The sequence below is a fragment of the Bacillus sp. LM 4-2 genome (assembly GCF_000978495.1).
Taxonomy (GTDB): domain Bacteria; phylum Bacillota; class Bacilli; order Bacillales; family Bacillaceae; genus Bacillus; species Bacillus subtilis.
Map to the genome: position 1 here is coordinate 1572745 of NZ_CP011101.1, position 19949 is coordinate 1592693.

Here is a 19949-nt window from a genome sequence, read left to right on the forward strand (position 1 = left end):
TAAAGGACAAAATCGTTTTCGATTTTGTCCTTTTTTGTTTTTCTCTTCACACTTTCCTTCTTATAAAGTCTTTTTCCCTATTGCTTCCTTCGCTTAGTAACAAAACAGATAATTAGACCTATTTATTTTTGTGACATTTTTATCATTTTCATATATATGGAAATTGAATGACATGAAGCGACAATATCTGTAATTCAGATTGTCTACAGTTAATATACAGCGATGTTCTGACAAACCATTCATTATTAAAAGGAGGGACGACACTTTTTTTAAAAAGCATGTTGAAAAAGGGGGATGAAAATGAAGAAAAAAACGAAAAACAGACTCATCAGCTCTGTTTTAAGTACAGTTGTCATCAGTTCACTGCTGTTTCCGGGAGCAGCCGGGGCAAGCAGTAAAGTCACCTCACCTTCTGTTAAAAAGGAGCTTCAATCTGCGGAATCCATTCAAAACAAGATTTCGAGTTCATTAAAGAAAAACTTTAAAAAGAAAGAAAAAACGACTTTTCTGATTAAATTTAAAGATCAGGCTAACACAGAAAAAGCGGCAAAAGCGGCTGTTAAAAAAGCGAAATCGAAGAAGCTGTCTGCTGCTAAGACGGAATATCAAAAGCGTTCTGCTGTTGTGTCATCTTTAAAAGTCACAGCCGATGAATCCCAGCAAGATGTCCTAAAATATTTGAACGCCCAGAAAGATAAAGGAAATGCAGACCAAATTCATTCTTATTATGTGGTGAACGGGATTGCTGTTCATGCCTCAAAAGAGGTTATGGAAAAAGTGGCGCAGTTTCCCGAAGTGGAGAAGGTGCTTCCTAATGAGAAACGGCAGCTTTTTAAGTCATCCTCACCATTTAATATGAAAAAAGCACAGAAAGCTATTAAAGCAACTGACGGTGTGGAATGGAATGTAGACCAAATCGATGCCCCAAAAGCTTGGGCACTTGGATATGATGGAACTGGCACGGTTGTTGCGTCCATTGATACCGGGGTGGAATGGAATCATCCGGCATTAAAAGAGAAATATCGCGGATATAATCCGGAAAATCCTAATGAGCCTGAAAATGAAATGAACTGGTATGATGCCGTAGCAGGCGAGGCAAGCCCTTATGATGATTTGGCTCATGGAACCCATGTGACAGGCACGATGGTGGGCTCTGAACCTGATGGAACAAATCAAATCGGTGTAGCGCCTGGCGCAAAATGGATTGCTGTTAAAGCGTTCTCTGAAGATGGCGGCACTGATGCTGACATTTTGGAAGCTGGTGAATGGGTTTTAGCACCAAAGGACGCGGAAGGAAATCCCCACCCGGAAATGGCTCCTGATGTTGTCAATAACTCATGGGGAGGGGGCTCTGGACTTGATGAATGGTACAGAGACATGGTCAATGCCTGGCGTGCGGCCGATATTTTCCCTGAGTTTTCAGCGGGGAATACGGATCTCTTTATTCCCGGCGGGCCTGGTTCTATCGCAAATCCGGCAAACTATCCAGAATCGTTTGCAACTGGAGCGACTGATATCAATAAAAAGCTCGCTGACTTTTCTCTTCAAGGGCCATCTCCATATGATGAAATAAAGCCGGAAATATCTGCACCGGGCGTTAATATTCGTTCATCGGTTCCCGGTCAGACATATGAGGATGGTTGGGACGGAACATCAATGGCAGGGCCGCATGTATCCGCTGTTGCTGCACTGCTGAAACAGGCGAATGCCTCACTTTCTGTTGATGAGATGGAGGATATATTAACCAGCACGGCTGAACCGCTCACGGATTCAACATTTCCTGATTCACCGAATAACGGATATGGCCATGGTCTGGTGAATGCTTTTGATGCTGTATCCGCTGTTACAGATGGTTTAGGGAAAGCGGAAGGACAAGTTTCTGTAGAGGGGGATGACCAAGAGCCTCCTGTCTATCAGCATGAGAAAGTAACTGAAGCTTATGAAGGTGGCAGCCTGCCACTGACTTTGACAGCTGAAGACAATGTGAGTGTGACATCTGTAAAGCTGTCCTACAAGCTTGATCAAGGTGAATGGACAGAAATAACGGCTAAACGAATCAGCGGTGATCATCTAAAAGGAACGTATCAGGCAGAGATCCCAGATATAAAAGGAACTAAACTAAGCTATAAGTGGATGATTCAAGATTTTGGCGGTCATGTCGTTTCATCTGACATATACGATGTAACAGTGAAACCAAGCATCACGGTGGGATATAAACAGGACTTTGAAACTGCACCCGGCGGCTGGGTTGCGAGCGGAACAAATAATAACTGGGAATGGGGAGTTCCGTCAACTGGCCCAAATACAGCAGCATCCGGAGAAAAAGTATATGGAACGAATTTGACAGGAAATTATGCCAACTCAGCAAACATGAACCTTGTTATGCCTCCTATTAAAGCACCTGATTCAGGAAGTCTGTTCCTTCAATTTAAAAGCTGGCACAATTTAGAGGATGATTTTGATTACGGCTACGTTTTTGTTCTTCCGGAAGGTGAAAAGAATTGGGAGCAGGCTGGTGTCTATAACGGAAAGACATCAAGCTGGACGGACGAAGAAATTGATTTATCGGCTTATAAAGGTCAAAACATTCAAGTGATGTTTAACCTTCAATCAGATGAAAGCATTGCAAAAGAGGGCTGGTACATTGATGATGTAGTGCTTTCTGACAAATCAGCCGGAAAAACAGTCAAAAAGAATAAGCTGGGCGTCGAAAAGCCGTCTGGAAAGCAAAAGAAAAAGCCAGTAAATCCGAAAAAGGCTAAGCCATCTGCAAACACAGCGGTAAAACATCAGAACAAGGCTATACAGCCTCAAGTTTTGCCGCTCAGGGCACAAGTCAGTGTAGTGGAAACAGGAAAATCAACATATTCAGATCAATCCACAGGGCAGTACACGCTGAAGCACAAAGCGGGAGACTATACGCTTATGGCAGAAGCATATGGTTATCAGTCGAAAACACAAAAAGTGTCTTTAAAGACGGATCAGACGACACAAGCTAATTTTACGTTAGAAGAGATGAAGAAGGGCACATTAAAAGGCACGGTCATCAATAAAACGACAGGAGAGCCGGTAAAAGACGCTTCCGTTTATGTTGTAGAGGATGCTGCGGTGGAACCGGCTATGACAAACGATAAAGGTGAATATACGCTGGAGGCCTATGAAGGCGCTTATACGATTAAAGTCGCTGCACCGGGTTATTACAGTGATGAATTTTCCGTTGAGTTAAAAGGTGATGTTACAAAAGAAACTGCATTGAAGCCTTTCGTCGGTTATCCGGGTGAAATTGCATATGATGACGGAACAGCGGAGAATGCCAATTCCTATTTTGCTGCCGGTAACGGATGGGCGGTAAAAATGACGCTCGCTGACGGCAAGGACAAAGGCATGCTTACAGGAGGGCTGTTCAGATTCTGGGATACAGAGTTCCCAGATCCGGGCGGCACAGAGTTTAAGGTTGAGGTATACGATGCCACAGGAAAAGACGGAGCACCGGGCAAGAAAATTGCCGGGCCATTTAACGCTGAAGCTCTTCGCAATGGCGAGTGGACTAAGGTAGATCTCAGTTCAAAAGGGATTATGGTCGATAAAGACTTTTATCTCGTATATATCCAGTCGAAACCTGACCCGTATTCACCTGGACTGGCAATGGATGAAACCGGCAAGAATTCCGGCCGCAACTGGCAGTATATAGGTGGACAATGGGAGCCGGGTGACAAAGCAGACGGCAACTATATGATTCGCGCATTAGTTGATTACGAAGCTGCTGTACCTGAGATTACTTCACCGACAGACAAATCATACACAAATAAGGATAGCGTCACTGTAAAAGGAAAAGCTTCTCCTGGTACAACGGTACACATTTATAATGGAGAGAAAGAGGCAGGAGAAACGAAAGCCGCTGCGGATGGCACGTTCCATGCAGGCATCACACTCAACAAGGGTGAAAATGAGCTGACGGCAACTGCATCAACTGACAACGGAACAACAGATGCCTCCAGCCCAATCACGGTCACGCTTGATCAAGAAAAGCCTGAGTTAACGCTGGACACTCCAAAGGATGGCGGGAAAACAAATAAAGAAACGCTGACTGTCAAAGGGGCTGTATCCGATGACAATCTGAAAGACGTCAAGGTGAATGGCAAAAAAGCAACAGTAGCTGATGGTTCATACTCAGCCCGTATTCTTTTGGAAAATGGAAGAAATGAAATCAAGGTGATTGCTACAGACTTAGCAGGCAACAAAACGACGAAAAAGGCTGTCATTGATGTCAATTTTGACAAGCCTGTCATTTCCGGCTTAATTCCGGGAGAGGATAAAAACTTAAAAGCCGGTGAATCTGTGAAAATCGCTTTCTCAAGCGCTGAGGATTTAGATGCAACGTTTACCATTCGTATGCCGCTGACCAATGCAAGAGCGAGTGTGCAAAATGCCACCGAACTCCCGTTAAGAGAAATCTCTCCGGGGAGATATGAAGGCTATTGGACTGCCACTTCTTCTATTAAAGCAAAAGGAGCAAAAGTAGAAGTGATCGTCCGAGATGATTATGGAAATGAAACAAGAAAAACTGCGAATGGAAAACTTAATATCAACACAGAAAATTAAGTGGAAAAAAAGCTGCCGTCATTGGCAGCTTTTTTTATATCCTCTCATTATACTTCCTCGACAAATTAAGCAGATTTCCCTGAAAAATTGTATTTTCCTCTCAACATTAATTGACAGACTTTCCCACAGAGCTTGCTTTATACTTATGAAGCAAGAAGGGGAACAGCGTGAGGCAAGAAAGAAAGGAGTCAGATGTGAAAATCTATTTAGATGTCATTTGGCTGTTAAACTTTTGTTTTGATGCACTTTTGCTTTTGCTCACGGCATTTATTTTAAAACGGCATGTAAAAAAAAGAAGACTGGTAGGCGGAGCGTTCATCGGTTCCAGTATTGTCCTTTTGATGTTTACTCCTTTTTCGCCGATTGTTGAACATCCGGCTGGGAAGCTAGCTTTTTCAGTTGTGATTGTGGTGGTGACATTTGGCTTTAAAAGATTTCGGTTTTTCTTTCAAAATTTGTTTTCCTTTTATTTTGCCACTTTTTTAATGGGGGGAGGAATTATCGGAGCCCATTCTTTGCTGCAGTCAAATTCTATTGTTCAAAACGGTGTTATGATTACCAATCAAACAGGGTTTGGAGACCCGATCAGCTGGTTGTTTATTGTTGGTGGCTTTCCAGCATTATGGTTTTTTTCTAAAAGAAGAATTGAAGATATTGAAACAAAAAACATTCAATATGAGGAACGAGTCAGCGTGCAGGCAGATTTGGGCAGCCAAACACTTCATGTCAGAGGCCTGATTGATTCCGGTAATCAGCTGTACGATCCTCTTACAAAAACACCGGTAATGATCATTTACATTGATAAATTGGAGCCGATTTTCGGAACAGCCGAAACGATGATCATTCGAAACACAGACCCATTGGAAGCCATCGAACAGCTCGATGATTCCTTTCGCTTTTTAGATAAAATGAGGTTGATTCCATACAGGGGAGTTGGTCAGCAAAATCAATTTTTATTATGCGTTAAACCGGATCACGTAACGATTATGACAAAAGAAGAAATGATTTCTGCAGATAAATGTTTAATCGGTATCAGCACAACAAAGCTGTCGGCAGATGGAGAGTTTGACGCGATTATTCATCCGAAAATGCTTTCGGGCAAGGCTGTAAAACACGTTTCATAATGTTCGCAAATGTCCGTTACTTATCATACTCAAACGGCGTGACATTTAGAAGGGAGAGGAAGATGAAAAAACTGAAATTACGGTTGACGCACCTCTGGTATAAGCTGCTGATGAAACTTGGGCTGAAAAGTGATGAAGTCTATTACATAGGCGGGAGTGAAGCCCTGCCGCCTCCATTATCTAAAGATGAGGAGCAGGTTTTGTTAATGAAGCTCCCAAACGGCGATCAGGCGGCGCGCGCCATTCTAATTGAACGCAATTTGCGTCTGGTCGTATATATCGCCCGTAAATTTGAAAATACGGGAATTAATATAGAGGATTTAATCAGCATCGGTACCATCGGTCTAATCAAAGCTGTGAATACATTCAATCCAGAAAAGAAAATCAAGCTTGCTACCTATGCCTCCCGGTGTATAGAAAATGAAATCCTGATGTATTTAAGAAGAAATAACAAAATCCGTTCAGAGGTTTCCTTTGATGAACCGCTTAATATTGATTGGGACGGCAATGAGCTTTTGCTTTCTGATGTGCTCGGCACTGACGATGACATCATCACTAAAGACATAGAAGCTAACGTCGATAAAAAGCTTTTGAAAAAAGCGCTTGAACAGCTTAATGAGAGAGAAAAGCAAATCATGGAGCTGCGGTTTGGGCTTGTCGGTGAAGAAGAAAAAACCCAAAAGGATGTAGCGGATATGATGGGGATTTCTCAGTCTTATATTTCGCGGCTTGAGAAAAGAATTATAAAAAGGTTGAGAAAAGAGTTCAACAAAATGGTGTAAAAAATTTTATGGTTAGAACCCCTTGATTTTACAGGGATTTCCTGATTTCGACAGTTTTTCGGTCTGAGTGCAGTGCATATTTTTCCCACCCAAGGAGATACTTAACGTTGTACAGCAGCTCCTGTAGGGAGGGAAAAAAGTGTCGAGAAATAAAGTCGAAATCTGCGGGGTGGATACCTCCAAATTACCAGTACTCAAGAATGAAGAGATGAGAAAGCTGTTTAGGCAGCTGCAGGATGAAGGCGATGATTCAGCAAGAGAAAAGCTTGTAAACGGGAACTTGCGTCTTGTCTTAAGTGTCATTCAACGATTTAATAACAGAGGGGAGTATGTTGATGACTTATTTCAAGTCGGCTGCATCGGACTAATGAAATCCATTGATAATTTTGACCTAAGCCACAATGTTAAGTTTTCAACATACGCTGTACCTATGATTATCGGAGAGATCCGCAGGTATTTACGCGATAATAACCCGATCCGTGTCTCAAGATCACTCCGGGACATCGCTTACAAGGCGCTTCAGGTAAGAGAGCGGTTAATCAGTGAGACAAGCAAGGAGCCGACTGCAGAAGACATCGCAAAAGTTCTTGAAGTACCGCATGAGGAAATTGTATTTGCGCTTGATGCCATCCAGGATCCGGTTTCTCTATTTGAACCGATCTATAACGACGGCGGAGACCCGATCTATGTGATGGACCAAATCAGTGATGAGCGTAACACAGATTCACAATGGATTGAAGAGCTGGCTTTAAAAGAGGGCATGAGAAGGCTGAATGATAGGGAAAAAATGATTTTGAGAAAGCGATTCTTCCAAGGGAAAACCCAAATGGAAGTCGCCGAGGAAATCGGAATTTCTCAGGCGCAGGTGTCCAGACTTGAAAAAGCGGCTATCAAACAAATGAATAAAAATATTCATCAATAATGAAAAGCCTTTAAAACGATGTTGTTTTAAAGGCTTTTCTATTGATTACGGATGGTTTACGTTTTGGAAAAAGTAAGGTATCCTAGTTCGTACAAAGTTTTATGAAAATTAAAACAATTATAAAAGGCAATAAAGAGGAGGACCACGATGATTTTGCAGCTTGACAATGTCTCACTAAAACGGAATGGGAAATGGATACTGAGAGATATTCATTGGAAGGTGGAAGAAAAGGAAAATTGGGTGCTTTACGGCCTAAATGGCGCCGGGAAGACAGCGCTGTTAAATATGCTTTGCTCATATTATTTTCCAACATCAGGCGAGATGCAGGTGCTTGGCCATGAATTTGGCAAAACAGAGCTTGGGGAAAAGCTCAGACGTAAAATTGGCCTCGTCTCAGCAGCTCTTCAGCAAAAATTGTATCCGGCAGATTCAGCCTTTGAAATTGCTTTGAGCGGAGCTTACGCTTCGATTGGGTTATATGAAACGCCAAGTAAGGAAACCAGGGAAAAAGCGATTGGTTTGTTAGAGGACTTGGGAGCAATTGAATATGCCGATCGTCGCTATGAAACCCTTTCTCAAGGGGAAAAACAAAGAGCGTTGATTGCTAGAGCACTAATGGCCGATCCGGAGTTGCTGATACTGGATGAACCAGTCACAGGGCTGGATTTTATTGCCCGGGAAAAGTTGTTAGATACGATTACATACATTGCAAACAAAGAAAATGCACCATCTATCCTTTATGTGACTCATCATGCTGAAGAAATTCTGCCTGTCTTTGATAAAGCCCTTTTATTAAAACAGGGAGAGGTCTTTGGATCCGGAGAAATAAAGGAAATGCTTACTGATCAAGTACTTTCCGCTTTTTTTGATACGCCAATCCATGTATTATGGAATCAGGATCGGCCGTTTTTAACAAGAGCTGAGCCGATAACGAATGCCTGACAAACATATATAGATTCATCCTAGGGGTGCTTTGCGAAGCTGAGAGAGACTTTGTCTCAACCCTTTTGACCTGATCTGGATCATGCCAGCGGAGGGAAGCGGTGAAAAGCGGAGTACATCGGACTTCGTTTGTTTTTATTAAGCCGTTTCATCACATTTGAAACGGCTTTTTTGATTTTAAAGAATAGGAGCGGATTTACATTGGATCAACAAATAGACTCTTTGCAAAAAAAAGTGGAAGAACAAAAGGAGGAGCTTATTCAGCTTGCTAAAACACTGATTTCTTATCAAACACCCGCTCCGCCTGCAAGAAATACAGAGGGCATTCAGTCATGGATTGCGGGATTTTTAAATGAATTGGGATTCTCGATCGACAAATGGGATGTGTACCCTGGAGATCCCAATGTTGTCGGCAAGCTAAAGGGAACAGATTCAGCAGATTATTATAGCCTGATTATCAATGGTCATGTAGATGTGGCAGAGGTAAAAGAGGATGAAGAATGGAAGCACGATCCGTTTCATCCCATTGAAAAAAACGGTCTCTTAATCGGGCGAGGCGCTTCCGATATGAAGGGCGGAATGGCTTGTGTGCTGTTTGCTGTCAAATTAATTCGTGAAGCCGGCATTGAGCTTCCAGGTGATCTGATTCTGCAATCGGTTATTGGGGAGGAAGTTGGAGAGGCCGGCACACTTGAATGCTGCAAGAGGGGCTACCACGCTGATTTTGCAATTGTCGCGGATACGAGCGATATGCATATTCAAGGCCAAGGGGGTGTCATTACAGGCTGGATCGAAATCAAAAGCAGTCAAACATTTCATGATGGAACGAGACGGAATATGATTCACGCAGGCGGAGGAACATTCGGAGCAAGCGCAATTGAAAAAATGGCAAAAATCATTGCGGGGCTCGGTGAACTTGAGCGCCACTGGTCTATTATGAAAAGTTATCCCGGTTTTAAACCAGGCACAAATACGATTAACCCGGCAGTTATAGAAGGCGGCAGACATGCGGCTTTTATAGCGGACGAATGCCGGCTGTGGATCACAGTCCATTTTTATCCGAATGAAACCCATGACCAAGTGGCAGCGGAAATAGAGGATTACGTCAATCGGCTGAGTGACAGTGATATTTGGCTTAGGGAAAACCGCCCTGTATTCAAGTGGGGAGGCTCATCTATGATTGAAGACAGAGGAGAAATTTTTCCGGCATTGGAAGTTGACCCTGGCCACCCAGGCGTCTTAGTGCTAACTGCCTCTCATCAGAAAGTGAAACGGGAGTGTCCAATTATTGACGTTTCTCAATCAGTTACAGATGGCGGATGGCTGTATGATGCCGGTATTCCATGCGTAATATACGGTCCTGGAGATCTGCACAATGCACACTCTGTGAACGAGAAGGTATCGATTGAGCAGCTAGTAGAGTATACAAAAATTATACTCGATTTTATCATCAGCTGGTGCAGCCGGAAAAAAGAACAATGACATGAAAATTTCTTCTTGCTGACAAGGTTCAGCCTGCCCGTTCATATACTTGAACAAAAGGACGGAAAAAGGACGTGATGGAATGATCAGCATTTCAGAATTTCAGGTAAAGGATGTCGTCAATGTCTCAAACGGAAAAAAGCTGGGGAGTATTGGTGATATTGATATCAATGTGACCACTGGAAAAATTCAGGCGATCATACTCGGAGGAAATGGGAAAGTTCTCGGATTTTTTGGAAAAGAAGAGGAATTGGTCATTCCATGGCGAAATATAGTAAAAATCGGGGAAGATGTAATCTTAGTCCGATTAAGTGAACCACATGCATAAACCTGCTTGTCTGCCGCAGATTGGCAAATGCCGGAAGTCTCGATTCTTCCGGCACATTTCATTTAGAAATATGCAAATCGGCGCTCAACGAATGCAGTAAGATGTGGTAAAATAAGTGGGAAATTCCGCTTTTTTAATGTTTGTCGAAAGGTTGGATCATCATGAATACATATCACCCATTCAGTCTTACCACACCCTCGACACTCATGATACAAGACTGGGCTCAAACGAATCAAAACAACAAAGAGGTCATTGCCGGATTTACGACAAAAAACGGCGGTGTCAGCCAAAAGCCTTTTGAATCGTTAAATACAGGATTGCACGTTCATGACAAAGATGCAGATGTAGTTAAAAATCGTGAATATATTGCCGATATGTTTAATACTGATTTGCAGTCTTGGGTATTCGCTGATCAGACACATGATAATCGCGTTCAGAAAGTGACGCAGAGGGATAGGGGAAAAGGCGCCCGTGAGTATCACACGGCTCTAAAAGCAACGGACGGGCTCTATACAAATGAAAAAAATGTATTTTTAGCATTATGCTTTGCTGATTGTGTGCCTCTTTTCTTTTATGATCCGGTTAAGTCGCTTGTCGGAGTCGCCCATGCCGGGTGGAAAGGCACCGTCAAACAGATTGGCAGAGAAATGGTGAAGCAATGGACTGAGAAGGAAGGTTCAAATCCCTCAGATATTTACGCTGTTATTGGCCCGTCTATCAGCGGTGCATGCTATACGGTAGACGACCGCGTCATGGATGCTGTCCGCGCATTGCCGGTTTCAGCAGACCTTGTCGTTAATCAGACGGCAAAGGCACAATATCAGCTTGATCTGAAAGAGCTGAACCGTCTTATACTGATGGACAGCGGTTTGGCAAGTGAACAAATTTCTGTCAGCGGTTTATGCACGGAAAGCGAGCCGTCTCTTTTCTATTCTCACCGCCGCGATCAGGGGAAAACTGGACGGATGATGTCCTTTATCGGAATGAAGGAGGCATAAAAGATCTTGCGTGTTGTTGATAATTTACGACATATAAACGAACGAATAAACGAAGCATGTAACAGATCGGGCCGCAGCTCCGATGAAGTTACGGTTATTGCAGTCACAAAATATGTATCACCTGAAAGAGCACAGGAGGCAGTAGATGCTGGCATCACCTGCCTCGGAGAGAATCGGGATGCGGAACTGCTCCGCAAACAGGAATTGATGAAAGGGAATCCGGAATGGCATTTTATCGGCAGTCTGCAATCAAGAAAAGCAAAATCTGTCGTCAATTCGGTTTCCTATATCCATTCCCTAGACCGGCTCTCATTAGCGAAAGAAATTGAAAAACGGGCTGAAGGTACTGTACGATGCTTTGTGCAGGTCAATACCTCTCTTGAGCCTTCTAAACACGGCATGAAAAAAGAAGAAGTCATTCCATTCATACAGGAGCTTTCCGGTTTCGAACATATCCTTGTTGCCGGGCTGATGACAATGGCTCCGCTGACTGATGATCAAGATCAGATCAGAAGCTGTTTCAGGTCGCTGAGAGAACTCCGTGACCAGGTTCAGAAGCTGAACCAGCCGAACGCTCCGTGTACTGAACTGTCGATGGGCATGTCAAATGATTTTGAAATTGCAATTGAAGAAGGAGCTACTTATATTAGAATCGGCTCATCGTTAGTCGGAAATGAAACAGGGGGTGTACAGCAATGAGTATGAAAAATAAACTGAAAAACTTTTTCTCAATGGAAGATGAAGAATACGAATATGAATATATTGAGACAGAGCGGGAATCTCATGAGGAGCATGAGCAAAAAGAAAAGCCGGCTTACAACGGGAATAAACCTGCGGGCAAACAGAATGTAGTGAGCTTGCAAAGTGTTCAGAAATCCTCTAAAGTGGTGTTGAGTGAGCCGCGCGTTTATGCGGAGGCGCAGGAAATAGCCGACCATTTGAAGAACCGGCGGGCAGTTGTCGTCAATCTTCAGCGGATACAGCATGACCAGGCGAAGCGGATTGTTGACTTTTTAAGCGGAACCGTTTATGCCATCGGCGGCGATATTCAAAGAATCGGCTCAGATATTTTCCTCTGCACGCCTGACAACGTAGATGTATCAGGCACAATTTCTGAGCTCATATCTGAAGACGAACATCAGAGGTGGTAAAGCGAGATGATCCTTTATCAAGTTTTTTCGGTTTTAAACTTATTAATCACAATATACTCATTTGCCCTGATCATATATATTTTTATGTCATGGGTGCCGAGTACGAGGGAAACAGCAGTCGGGCGTTTTTTGGCTTCGATTTGTGAACCATATCTCGAACCATTCAGAAAAATCATCCCTCCGATTGCAATGCTGGATATTTCACCAATCGTAGCAATACTTGTGCTTCGGTTTGCGACAACCGGCTTGTGGGGACTTTATCGCATGATTGCGTTTTAATGTGACAGTTTGATAGGGGCTTGGCAGCAGCCAAGCCTCTTTACATAGAAGGGAAAGACGATGAGCGATATCTATCAGCACTTCAGAAAAGACGAGCGGGCCTTTATTGATCAGGCGCTCGAATGGAAAAGAATTGTCCAGGAGCAGTACCGGATGAAGCTGACCGACTTTTTAGACCCCCGAGAGCAGGTCATCCTCTCTGCTGTTACGGGACAGGCTGACGTCGGGCTTGCTTTTTCCGGCGGTTATGACAGAGCGGAGCGGAAACGGGCGATTCTGTATCCAGAGTACATTACTCCGGAAGTATCAGATTTTGAACTTCAGGCGTTTAACGTTTGTTATGCTGACAAGTTTGTCTCAGTAGATCATCGTTCTCTGCTTGGTGCATTAATGGGCATAGGATTAAAGCGGCAAAAATTCGGTGACATCGTGTTTTCTGAGACAGCAGTGCAATTGATTGTCTCAGCCGATACCGCTGATTTTGTGGCTGCACAGCTGACCCAAGCAGGCAAAGCGGCGGTCAGCCTAGAGAAAATCGACTTGTCAGACCTTAACATTCCAGCAGTTGATGTCGAAATAAGAGATGACACGGTTTCTTCTTTAAGGCTTGACGCCGTCTGCGCCTCTATGAGCAGGCAATCCCGCCAGAAATCACAGACGCTTGTGAAAAACGGCCTTGTGAAAGTGAACTGGAAGGTGGTTGAAGATCCTTCATACATAGTCGCGGAAGGGGACATGCTGTCAATCAGAGGTTTTGGCCGGTGCAGCTTAACAAAAATCGAAGGAAAAACCAAAAAAGACAAATGGAGAGTTACGTTTGAACGACAAAAATAGTCGGTTTTTCAGTTTTTTTCTCCATCTGTGCGAAATTTGTTTTATAATGTGAACTAGATAACCGTACTGAAATGTAAAAATGGAGGTGGCATCATGCCATTAACGCCAAATGATATTCACAACAAGACGTTTACAAAAAGTTTTCGCGGATATGATGAAGATGAAGTAAATGAATTCCTAGCCCAAGTCAGAAAAGATTACGAAATTGTTCTCCGCAAGAAAACTGAGCTTGAAGCGAAAGTCAATGAGCTAGATGAAAGAATCGGACACTTTGCCAATATTGAGGAAACATTGAATAAATCAATTTTAGTTGCTCAAGAAGCGGCTGAAGACGTAAAACGCAATTCTCAAAAAGAGGCAAAGCTGATCGTTCGGGAAGCGGAGAAAAACGCTGATCGCATTATCAACGAATCGTTATCAAAATCAAGAAAAATTGCAATGGAAATTGAAGAGCTGAAAAAACAGTCTAAAGTGTTCAGAACACGTTTCCAAATGCTGATTGAAGCTCAGCTTGATCTTCTGAAAAATGACGATTGGGATCATCTCCTTGAGTATGAAGTCGACGCTGTATTTGAGGAAAAGGAATAAATTCTCTGATTATCTTGACATTTTCTTAGCTTGTCGAATATAATACGTTCATAAATTCAGATGAAAAAACGGTTGAAAGGGACAGTCATGTTTCCTTCAGGCCTTCATAGCGACCCGGAGATGGTGAGAGTCCGGGATGGCCGGAATCATGTAGATCAGCCCTTTAGTTTCCTTGCTGAACTCACAGTAGGTTAGGACGTTCATCACGTTACGATGCTCAAGAGGAAAAAGTGTATGCTTGCTTTTTCTAAAAGGGTGGTACCGCGAGATAAGCTTTCTCGTCCCTTATGGGATGAGAGGGCTTTTTTATTTTCTGAAAAAATGCAGTGGAGGAATGAAAATGGATTTTAAAGACACGCTCTTAATGCCGAAAACAGATTTCCCGATGCGTGGAAATTTGCCAAACCGTGAGCCTGACATTCAAAAAAAATGGGAGGAAGAGGATATCTACCGTCTTGTTCAGGAACGGACGAAAGACCGCCCGAAATTTGTTTTACATGACGGACCTCCGTATGCAAACGGCGACATCCATATGGGCCATGCACTTAACAAGATTTTGAAAGACTTCATTGTCCGCTATAAATCAATGAGCGGCTACAACGCACCGTATGTGCCGGGCTGGGATACACACGGATTGCCAATTGAAACAGCTCTGACAAAAAACAAAAAGGTCAACCGCAAAGAAATGTCAGTAGCGGAATTCCGCAAACTATGCGAAGAGTACGCTTGGAAGCAAATCGAGGGACAGCGTGAGCAATTCAAACGTCTTGGTGTCCGCGGTGACTGGGAAAACCCATATGTGACATTAAAACCGGAATACGAAGCGCAGCAAATCCGCGTATTTGGTGAAATGGCAAAACGAGGCTACATTTACAAAGGCCTTAAACCGGTTAACTGGTCACCTTCAAGTGAGTCTGCTCTGGCTGAAGCCGAGATCGAATATCAAGACAAACGTTCAGCATCTATTTACGTCGCTTTTGGTGTAAAAGACGGAAAAGGCGTTCTTGAAAACGGTGAGCGCATCATCATTTGGACAACAACGCCTTGGACAATTCCGGCGAACCTCGGAATCTCAGTGCACCCTGATCTTGAGTACAGCGTGATTGCAGTAGGTGAAGACCGCTTTGTCGTAGCAAGTGCCTTAGTCGAAAATGTTGCATCGGCATGCGGATTTGATCAGTATGAAGTGACAAGAACGGTCAAAGGGAAAGATCTTGAGAACATTATCGCTGAACACCCTCTATATGGCAGAGACTCTCTCGTTATGCTTGGTGAACACGTAACAACTGATGCCGGAACAGGCTGTGTTCATACAGCGCCAGGACATGGGGAAGATGACTTTATCATCGGCCAAAAATACGGTTTAGATGTGCTTTGCCCGGTCGATGAAAAAGGTGTAATGACAAGCGAAGCTCCTGGCTTTGAAGGCATGTTCTATGATGATGCAAACAAAGCGATCACACAGCAGCTTGATGAAAAAGGCGCACTTGTGAAGCTTGAATTCATTACTCACTCTTATCCGCATGATTGGAGAACGAAAAAACCAACCATTTTCAGAGCGACAGCGCAATGGTTTGCGTCTATTAAAGATTTCAGATCAGACCTGCTGGATGCCATTAAAGAAACCAAATGGGTTCCTGAATGGGGCGAGCAGCGTTTGCACAACATGGTTCGGGACCGCGGAGACTGGTGTATTTCCAGACAGCGTGCGTGGGGTGTGCCGATTCCGGTATTTTACGCTGAAAACGGAGAACCGATTATTACAGATGAAACCATTGAACATGTTTCTGAATTGTTCAGACAGCACGGATCAAACATTTGGTTTGAAAAAGAAGCAAAGGATCTTCTTCCGGAAGGCTTTACGCATCCTGGCAGCCCGAACGGCACATTTACAAAAGAACAGGATATCATGGATGTTTGGTTTGATTCAGGCTCTTCACATCAAGCAGTGCTTGAAGAACGTGATGACCTCGTTCGCCCGGCTGATTTATACCTAGAGGGATCTGACCAATATCGCGGCTGGTTTAACTCTTCTCTTTCTACAGCAGTAGCCGTAACAGGGAAAGCGCCGTATAAAGGTGTGCTCAGCCATGGGTTCGCACTGGATGGAGAAGGACGCAAGATGAGTAAATCAATCGGTAACGTTGTTGTTCCGGCTAAAGTCATGAAACAGCTTGGTGCCGACATCTTAAGATTATGGGTATCTTCAGTGGATTATCAGGCGGACGTTCGCGTGTCTGACGCCATTCTAAAGCAGGTTGCGGAAGTATATCGTAAAATCCGCAACACGTTCCGTTTCCTTCACGGCAACCTTTTCGATTTTGATCCAAAAACAAATGCGGTGGCTGTCGAAGATCTTCGTGAAGTGGATCAGTATATGCTGATTAAGCTGAACAAGCTGATTGATAAAGTGAAAAAAGCGTATGATGAGTACGAATTTGCGGTTGTGTATCACAGCATTCATAATTTCTGCACAATCGAATTGAGCTCATTCTACCTTGATTTTGCAAAAGATATTGTCTACATCGAGCATGCGGATCATCCGGATAGACGCAGCATGCAGACAGTATTCTACGAAACGCTTCTTGCATTAGTGAAGCTTTCAGCGCCTATCCTTCCACATACGGCAGACGAATTGTGGTCTCATTTAACATTTGTTGAAGAGCAGAGCGTTCAGCTGACCGATATGCCGGAAACAATCGCGGTTCCAAACAGTGAAGCGACTGAAGAAAAATTTGACCGCTTTATGGCTCTTCGTGATGACGTGCTAAAAGCATTAGAAACTGCGCGAAATGAAAAAATTATTGGTAAATCTTTGGAAGCAAACCTGAAATTGTATCCAAACAAAGAAAACAAGGAGCTCTTGGCTTCCATAAAAGAAAACCTTTCTCAGCTGTTTATTGTGTCTGAACTGACAATCAGCGAAGAAAATGAAGCGCCGAACGATGCGCAAAGCTTTGCGACGGGTAAAATCGCTGTCGAGAAAGCGGAAGGCGAAATGTGTGAGAGATCTCGTGTGATTTCAAAAGATGTAGGGGCAAATCCGAAATATCCTACACTTTCATTACGCAACGCTGAAATCGTTGAAAAATACTATCAAAAATAATGCAAAAAAGCTCGGCGTAAAAGCCGGGCTTTTTTTGTGCCAAGAGTGACATCCTTTAGAACGGCAGGAAAAATCTTATGGGCTTTAGATCATCATTCACAGGCAACAATAAAGATACTACGTTAAGAGCAGGAGTTGTGAAGAATGAATGATCAACTGACCGCAATTTATACGGAACTTCTTCTGATGAAAGAAGAATTACAGTCGAGATTATTTGAGTATTCTTGCTTTCAGGTTTCTACAAGCCCGCAAGCAGCAATCAATCAAAAACAAAAAGCAACTCTGATCTATCATATTAAAGAAGAACTTCAAGACGTTCTCCTTGCATTGTCCAAAATCGAAAACGGTACATTCGGATACTGTGAAGAAACTGGGGCCCCCATTCCTCTTGCAAAGCTGGCAGTGCTGCCGACGGCCCGAACAGCAAACGATTTTCTTTATTCTGTCCAATTTGAGAAAAAAACGCTTCCGATATGGAAATCAACGGATATCGAATATGGTCAGGCACTGTATGAATAACAGTGTCTGGCTGGTTAATATGCCTGATATTTCTTTACTCCAGTGCTTTTTATTGATAAAATGCATAATGGATTAAAGTAACCGTAAACTGGAGGAACGTTTGTGCTGTATTATATGATTGCACTACTTATTATTGCAGCCGATCAATTGACAAAATGGCTAGTTGTTAAGAACATGGAACTTGGCCAAAGCATTCCGATCATTGATCAGGTATTCTATATCACCTCCCATCGCAATACGGGTGCTGCATGGGGGATATTAGCGGGTCAGATGTGGTTTTTCTACCTCATAACAACCGCTGTTATTATTGGTATTGTTTATTACATACAGCGTTATACAAAGGGACAAAGGCTTCTTGGCGTTGCCCTCGGACTTATGCTTGGCGGTGCCATCGGCAACTTTATCGATCGGGCTGTCAGACAGGAAGTTGTGGATTTTATCCATGTTATTATTGTCAATTACAATTACCCGATATTTAACATCGCGGACTCTTCATTATGTGTCGGCGTAATGCTTTTATTTATACAAATGCTGTTGGACAGCGGGAAAAAGAAAAAGGAGCAATAGCATGAATCAAATTGATATAACCGCTTCAGAAGAACAAAAAAGTGAGCGGATTGATAAATTTTTGGCATCGTCTGAGAATGATTGGTCAAGAACCCAGGTTCAGCAATGGGTAAAAGACGGACAGGTTGTCGTGAACGGAAGCGCGGTGAAAGCGAATTATAAAATTCAGCCGGGTGATCAGGTGACCGTCACTGTACCCGAACCGGAAGCGCTCGACGTCCTGGCAGAGCCTATGGATCTGGATATTTATTATGAGGACCAGGATGTGCTGGTCGTCAACAAACCTCGCGGAATGGTTGTTCACCCAGCACCCGGGCATCTTACGGGCACACTTGTAAACGGCCTTATGGCTCATTGCACAGACCTTTCCGGAATAAATGGCGTGATGCGTCCGGGTATTGTTCACAGAATCGATAAGGACACGTCCGGTTTATTAATGGTGGCGAAAAATGATATGGCACACGAGTCACTCGTAAACCAATTGGTCAACAAAACGGTCACCCGAAAATATACGGCCGTTGTCCACGGGCTTATTTCTCACGATGACGGCACAATTGACGCGCCGATCGGACGAGATAAGAAAGACCGTCAAAGCATGACCGTGACACGTGATGGCAAAAGCGCTGTCACTCATTTTCATGTACTAGAGCGTTTTCAGGATTTTACGTTAGTGGAATGCCAGCTTGAAACAGGGAGAACCCATCAAATTCGTGTTCATATGAGATATATCGGCTTCCCATTAGCAGGCGATCCGAAATACGGCCCAAGAAAAACAATCGACTTTAATGGCCAAGCGCTTCACGCGGGAGTTTTAGGTTTTGACCATCCACGAACAGGAGAATATGTCGAATTTGAAGCGCCGCTTCCTGAGGATATGGCAGAATTAATCGAAAACCTCAGAAAAAATGGTTGACAGAGGGTTTCTTTTCTGAAATAATAAACGAAGCTGAATAGATTCTTTAAAACAGTCCAGAGAGACTGAGAAGGATAACGGATAGACGGGATGCGTGTACAGGCGCGCACCTTGTCCTAAAACCCCTCTATGCTCTGGCAGGAGGGGTTTTTTCTTCTATATGAACTGTGAGGTGTCACACATTGAATCAAAAAGCTGTCATTCTCGACGAACAGGCAATCAGACGGGCGCTGACCAGGATTGCTCACGAAATGATCGAACGCAATAAAGGAATGAATAACTGCATTCTTGTCGGCATTAAGACAAGAGGGATTTACCTGGCAAAACGCCTTGCGGAACGCATTGAACAGATTGAGGGAAATCCTGTTACAGTCGGTGAAATTGATATTACTCTTTACAGAGACGATCTTTCTAAAAAAACAAGCAACGATGAACCGCTTGTAAAAGGTGCAGATATTCCGGTAGATATTACAGATCAAAAAGTCATTCTCGTTGATGATGTTCTGTATACCGGAAGAACAGTCAGAGCAGGAATGGATGCGCTTGTTGATGTAGGCAGACCTTCCTCCATTCAGCTTGCAGTGCTTGTGGACAGAGGACACCGGGAGCTGCCGATCCGAGCGGATTATATCGGGAAAAACATCCCGACATCAAAGTCTGAAAAGGTTATGGTTCAGCTTGATGAGGTAGACCAAAACGATCTCGTCGCCATTTATGAAAACGAATAATAAATCACCTTTTTAAGGGCAATCCAGAGAGGTTGCAAAGAGGTGCACAACAAAGGCCCAAAAAGTATTCGGCAGGTCTTTGTA

General features: G+C 43.5%; 18 protein-coding genes, 1 riboswitch and 1 other annotated feature. All 18 genes read left to right on the forward strand.

Features of this window, described 5'->3' with window-relative positions:
- Positions 1 to 300 precede the first annotated feature (300 nt).
- The 18 genes from bslm_RS08010 (at position 301) to pyrR (ending at position 19865) form a co-directional block, all read left to right on the forward strand.
- A complete protein-coding gene (locus bslm_RS08010) occupies positions 301 to 4602 on the forward strand; it encodes a bacillopeptidase F (RefSeq protein WP_046381007.1) in 4302 nt (1433 codons plus the stop codon).
- Between the two features lie 194 nt (positions 4603 to 4796).
- A complete protein-coding gene (spoIIGA, locus tag bslm_RS08015; RefSeq protein ID WP_003232163.1) occupies positions 4797 to 5726 on the forward strand; it encodes a sigma-E processing peptidase SpoIIGA in 930 nt (309 codons plus the stop codon).
- A gap of 62 nt (positions 5727 to 5788) precedes the next feature.
- On the forward strand, positions 5789 to 6508 hold the full coding sequence (sigE, locus tag bslm_RS08020) for an RNA polymerase sporulation sigma factor SigE (RefSeq protein ID WP_003221446.1): 720 nt from the start codon (positions 5789 to 5791) through the stop codon (positions 6506 to 6508).
- Between the two features lie 139 nt (positions 6509 to 6647).
- Positions 6648 to 7430 carry an RNA polymerase sporulation sigma factor SigG gene (gene sigG, locus bslm_RS08025; RefSeq protein ID WP_009967190.1) on the forward strand — a complete coding sequence of 261 codons (783 nt, stop codon included), beginning with the start codon at positions 6648 to 6650 and terminating at the stop codon, positions 7428 to 7430.
- A 147-nt stretch (positions 7431 to 7577) separates the two neighbouring features.
- On the forward strand, positions 7578 to 8372 hold the full coding sequence (locus bslm_RS08030; protein ID WP_014479731.1) for an ABC transporter ATP-binding protein: 795 nt from the start codon (positions 7578 to 7580) through the stop codon (positions 8370 to 8372).
- 12 nt (positions 8373 to 8384) lie between these two features.
- A riboswitch (TPP riboswitch) is annotated at positions 8385 to 8486 on the forward strand.
- Positions 8487 to 8573: 87 nt separating this feature from the next.
- On the forward strand, positions 8574 to 9854 hold the full coding sequence (gene ylmB, locus bslm_RS08035; RefSeq protein WP_033881661.1) for an N-formyl-4-amino-5-aminomethyl-2-methylpyrimidine deformylase: 1281 nt from the start codon (positions 8574 to 8576) through the stop codon (positions 9852 to 9854).
- Between the two features lie 82 nt (positions 9855 to 9936).
- Entirely contained in the window at positions 9937 to 10182 is a 246-nt protein-coding gene (locus bslm_RS08040; RefSeq protein ID WP_003232153.1) for a YlmC/YmxH family sporulation protein, read from the forward strand.
- A gap of 161 nt (positions 10183 to 10343) precedes the next feature.
- Positions 10344 to 11180, forward strand: coding sequence for a peptidoglycan editing factor PgeF (gene pgeF / locus bslm_RS08045; protein WP_033883316.1), 837 nt, complete (start codon positions 10344 to 10346; stop codon positions 11178 to 11180).
- Between the two features lie 6 nt (positions 11181 to 11186).
- Positions 11187 to 11879, forward strand: a complete 693-nt coding sequence (locus tag bslm_RS08050) for a YggS family pyridoxal phosphate-dependent enzyme (protein WP_003245324.1) — start codon at positions 11187 to 11189, stop codon at positions 11877 to 11879.
- On the forward strand, positions 11876 to 12331 hold the full coding sequence (gene sepF, locus bslm_RS08055) for a cell division protein SepF (protein ID WP_003244791.1): 456 nt from the start codon (positions 11876 to 11878) through the stop codon (positions 12329 to 12331). The genes bslm_RS08050 and sepF overlap by 4 nt, the downstream gene beginning before the upstream one ends.
- Before the next feature lie 6 nt (positions 12332 to 12337).
- Positions 12338 to 12610, forward strand: coding sequence for a YggT family protein (locus bslm_RS08060; protein ID WP_014479736.1), 273 nt, complete (start codon positions 12338 to 12340; stop codon positions 12608 to 12610).
- A 60-nt stretch (positions 12611 to 12670) separates the two neighbouring features.
- Positions 12671 to 13444 (forward strand): YlmH family RNA-binding protein, encoded by a 774-nt coding sequence (locus tag bslm_RS08065; protein ID WP_014479737.1) that lies wholly within the window; start codon positions 12671 to 12673, stop codon positions 13442 to 13444.
- Positions 13445 to 13537: 93 nt separating this feature from the next.
- Positions 13538 to 14032, forward strand: a complete 495-nt coding sequence (gene divIVA, locus bslm_RS08070; RefSeq protein WP_003221468.1) for a septum site-determining protein DivIVA — start codon at positions 13538 to 13540, stop codon at positions 14030 to 14032.
- Positions 14033 to 14094: 62 nt separating this feature from the next.
- Positions 14095 to 14321: a binding site (T-box leader), on the forward strand.
- A 51-nt stretch (positions 14322 to 14372) separates the two neighbouring features.
- Complete coding sequence (gene ileS, locus bslm_RS08075) at positions 14373 to 17138, forward strand: isoleucine--tRNA ligase (RefSeq protein ID WP_029946171.1); 2766 nt, start codon at positions 14373 to 14375, stop codon at positions 17136 to 17138.
- 144 nt (positions 17139 to 17282) lie between these two features.
- Positions 17283 to 17657: a sporulation-related RNA polymerase-binding protein YlyA gene (gene ylyA / locus bslm_RS08080; protein WP_003245479.1), complete on the forward strand. Its 375-nt coding sequence runs from the start codon at positions 17283 to 17285 to the stop codon at positions 17655 to 17657.
- Between the two features lie 102 nt (positions 17658 to 17759).
- Positions 17760 to 18224 (forward strand): signal peptidase II, encoded by a 465-nt coding sequence (lspA, locus tag bslm_RS08085; protein WP_003245047.1) that lies wholly within the window; start codon positions 17760 to 17762, stop codon positions 18222 to 18224.
- Position 18225: 1 nt separating this feature from the next.
- Positions 18226 to 19137: an RluA family pseudouridine synthase gene (locus bslm_RS08090; RefSeq protein WP_014479742.1), complete on the forward strand. Its 912-nt coding sequence runs from the start codon at positions 18226 to 18228 to the stop codon at positions 19135 to 19137.
- A gap of 182 nt (positions 19138 to 19319) precedes the next feature.
- Positions 19320 to 19865, forward strand: coding sequence for a bifunctional pyrimidine operon transcriptional regulator/uracil phosphoribosyltransferase (pyrR, locus tag bslm_RS08095; RefSeq protein WP_003232127.1), 546 nt, complete (start codon positions 19320 to 19322; stop codon positions 19863 to 19865).
- Positions 19866 to 19949: the final 84 nt, after the last annotated feature.